This is a genomic window from Bacillus sp. CDB3 (genome assembly GCF_002081505.1).
Classification (GTDB): domain Bacteria; phylum Bacillota; class Bacilli; order Bacillales; family Bacillaceae_G; genus Bacillus_A; species Bacillus_A cereus_AT.
Genome location: NZ_ALBR01000056.1, coordinates 1 through 2365, shown reverse-complemented (window position 1 = coordinate 2365; position 2365 = coordinate 1). Strand labels below are relative to the sequence as shown.

The following is a 2365-nucleotide window of genomic DNA, read 5'->3' as shown; positions in this document are numbered from 1 at the left end:
AGAAAGTAAAGTAATGAAATGATTAGTTTTGACATTGTTCGTCCTTACTGATTATTACATACAGGATCAATGAAATGATTTGTCGAAATGTATGAAACTTATAAAGAATGTAATGTTTTACATTCTTTATAAGTTTCGAAAGTTTTGTGAGTTTCATTTATAATGAAAGTATATGCTTATGTCGATGGATGGTGAATGAATAGTAAAACTAAAACTAAAACTAAAACTTCTTTTATCTACGCAGGAAATGAATGTATAAATGTATTTATGAAGTGCTTTGTTGAATAATATTGTAGGAATTAAATTTGAAAATAAATCATTTTGATGTAGCTGAAATTTGTATTCCAGAAAGAACGTTAGTTAGGATAGAAAAGAAAAGTAGAAATGTAAAAAGCGACTCCACATTGGGTGGAGTCGCTTTTATTGTTGCTACACGTATTCTATGATGCGATAGGAAGTGCAAAGAAAATTGATTAATAATAGGGAGTAATCAATGAGTATGAATAAACTTCATAGATTAAAGTTACATTTTGTTTGGAAAATTTACATGTTGCACTTCAGAAAGAACGTTCGTTCGTGTATAATAAGAACAAATGTTCTTTTATAGTGGAGATTTATATAAATTCATAAATAGTTTTTGATTGGAAAGCTACACTACATATTAAATAAGAGATGGATAAAGTGTATTTAGAAGTGAAATTTCTATTTTGTGAATGGATAGATATAGAAAATTGAGGAGTAAAGAAAATGAATTATGTAAAGATACAGGAAACAAGAAGAGAGTGGGTTCCGTTTACAGTAATGTCGGAACAATTATTAAGTATGAAAAAAATTATTGGAGAGAAATTAAAAGTCCAAAGACCGCAAATAACGAATGAAGCGAAAGCAAGTATTTCAGACAAGTTATTAACTTCATTATTGTCTGAAGAAGAGATGTTAGTGACATATTTTGAAGAAGGATACATACTTACAAGTTATATGACAGTGGTTCATATAAATCCTATTCAACAAATTGTAAAATGTACAGATGCATTTTATAAAACGTATATATTTTCTGCAATGGACATAATTGATGTAACCTAAAAGAAGCTGAATTTTGAAACTTAGCTTCCTTTAATTTGTCCCGTTATTGGCGGGCAGTTAGATTCACACCTCAAAATTCGGCTGTACGTCAGGCTGCCTGCAAAAGCCCAATTGTTATGAGCTACTAGTCAATGGATGATGGACAAAACCCTTATTATTTTTGAAGAGGTGAAGAATTAAATGAAAAAGCAGCTAGATGCAAACTAGCTGCTTAGCCCCAGGGAAAGGGAGAAAAAGATTGGGTACTCAAAAAATCAACGATAGCTGTTTATCAGCCTGAGTATAGTATAGACAAATTTTAAAATATTATACAAATCTGATTACAGATCTGGTTAGGCCGTACCAACTTGGTTTTGATCCGCTAAATCAGAATCAAATGTATTAGTCGCGCTAACCCCACTAAAAGTGTTCACAACGAAACCAACGTTAGATGCGCCAGAGCCGTTATAAGCTTTTGTATTCTCTTTTGGAGAAACGTTGTAGAAATCACCTAAGTTGAAAGATCCGTTACTATTTTGTACAACTAAATTCCCAACAACTGAGGGCATAATTTTCACCTACCTTATAAGTAATTGTTTGCACTACTATATGAAGGTATAGTTTAATTGGTTCGTTTGACAAATATTGTGGGATAGGAAAACATTTGAAGCTTTATTTAATCAATTGGGCAAAAAGTATGTTAAAATTAATGAAGAGTTGAATTTTAAAAAGTATAAATTTGAATAATTAATATATATGGAATTAAAGGAGGCAAAATGTAATGGATAATGTTATAAAAACAGTAGATTTAACAGATGCAGAATCAAGTAAACTTGTTGCTTTTATTTGTAGTAATGATGTTACATTGATCGAAAAAGCATTTTGTCCTAATGAAATAAAATTAAAGTTTAATGAAATAGCAATTTTATCGGCAATTAAAACAGCATATATTACGAAAGTATCTATAAGGAAAGAACTTGAAGCGATTTTTCACGATACAGGCGTTCTATTAGTGAAGCAAAATGTTGAAAGGAATAGTACTCAATCTATAACAATGCATTTTGAACAATTTAAAAAGTTGCAAGATGAGATTGAGAATTTAAATGAAAGCGTGTTTAAGGCTACGTGAAGATACTTGGATAAAGGTGGACCATGTTATGTTGAAAATGGAGATTGAAGAGTATTTGGATAAATCGAACCGTAAACATAAATATACTTTCATCATTGTGTAACCTATATTTATTGATATGAGAAATGTAGGAAAGAGCAGATACAATTTAAAAATAATAAAGATACAAACAAA

General features: G+C 30.1%; 3 protein-coding genes. 2 read left to right on the top strand and 1 reads right to left on the bottom strand.

What is annotated here, in order from left to right; translation table 11 throughout:
• Window positions 1–747: 747 nt before the first annotated feature.
• Window positions 748–1083: a YolD-like family protein gene (locus CDB3_RS12715; protein ID WP_128854743.1), complete on the top strand. Its 336-nt coding sequence runs from the start codon at window positions 748–750 to the stop codon at window positions 1081–1083.
• Between the two features lie 332 nt (window positions 1084–1415).
• On the opposite strand, the gene gerPF is transcribed toward CDB3_RS12715, so the two are convergent.
• Window positions 1416–1631 carry a spore germination protein GerPF gene (gerPF, locus tag CDB3_RS12710; RefSeq protein ID WP_001141569.1) on the bottom strand — a complete coding sequence of 72 codons (216 nt, stop codon included), beginning with the start codon at window positions 1629–1631 and terminating at the stop codon, window positions 1416–1418.
• A gap of 212 nt (window positions 1632–1843) precedes the next feature.
• Here gerPF and CDB3_RS12705 point away from each other — a divergent pair, with 212 nt between their 5' ends.
• Window positions 1844–2191 (top strand): hypothetical protein, encoded by a 348-nt coding sequence (locus CDB3_RS12705; RefSeq protein ID WP_128854742.1) that lies wholly within the window; start codon window positions 1844–1846, stop codon window positions 2189–2191.
• The last annotated feature ends 174 nt before the right edge of the window (window positions 2192–2365 follow it).

What these genes read in the sequence shown, in the direction of transcription:
- CDB3_RS12705 (WP_128854742.1), top strand. Translation starts at nt 1,844, where the DNA reads ATGGATAATGTTATAAAAACAGTAGATTTAACAGATGCAGAATCAAGT.
- gerPF (WP_001141569.1), bottom strand. Translation starts at nt 1,631, where the DNA reads ATGCCCTCAGTTGTTGGGAATTTAGTTGTACAAAATAGTAACGGATCT.
- CDB3_RS12715 (WP_128854743.1), top strand. Translation starts at nt 748, where the DNA reads ATGAATTATGTAAAGATACAGGAAACAAGAAGAGAGTGGGTTCCGTTT.